This is a genomic window from Dorea sp. 210702-DFI.3.125 (assembly GCF_020560945.1).
Lineage (GTDB): Bacteria > Bacillota > Clostridia > Lachnospirales > Lachnospiraceae > Dorea > Dorea formicigenerans.
In genome coordinates this window covers 1-258 of the sequence record NZ_JAJCNF010000119.1, presented here as the reverse complement: position 1 = coordinate 258, position 258 = coordinate 1, and the positions used below count along the sequence as shown (strand labels likewise).

1 pseudogene is annotated in these 258 nt (G+C 43.4%); it reads left to right on the top strand.

Annotated elements, in window-relative coordinates:
* Positions 1–258: pseudogene (locus tag LI164_RS15810) on the top strand (conjugal transfer protein); the annotation flags it as partial.

The following is a 258-nucleotide window of genomic DNA, read 5'->3' as shown; positions in this document are numbered from 1 at the left end:
AACAGCAATTAGAGAAAGGAAGGTTGATTGATGAACGAATTAAGAAACTCAAAGAGCGACGATCAACTGGAAGAGTTGCTTCTGCTGACAGAGCAGATGCAGGAAGAACTCGACCAGAAAGACCGGACTATCAGGGAACTGAAAGTGCAGCTCGACGAATCGCTGACCTTGAACGAGAAGTTAAACAGCGAGAACAAAACAGAGAACATTCAAGCCTTAAAGAACGACTTGAGGAAAACAAAAGAATTGTTGCAGAGC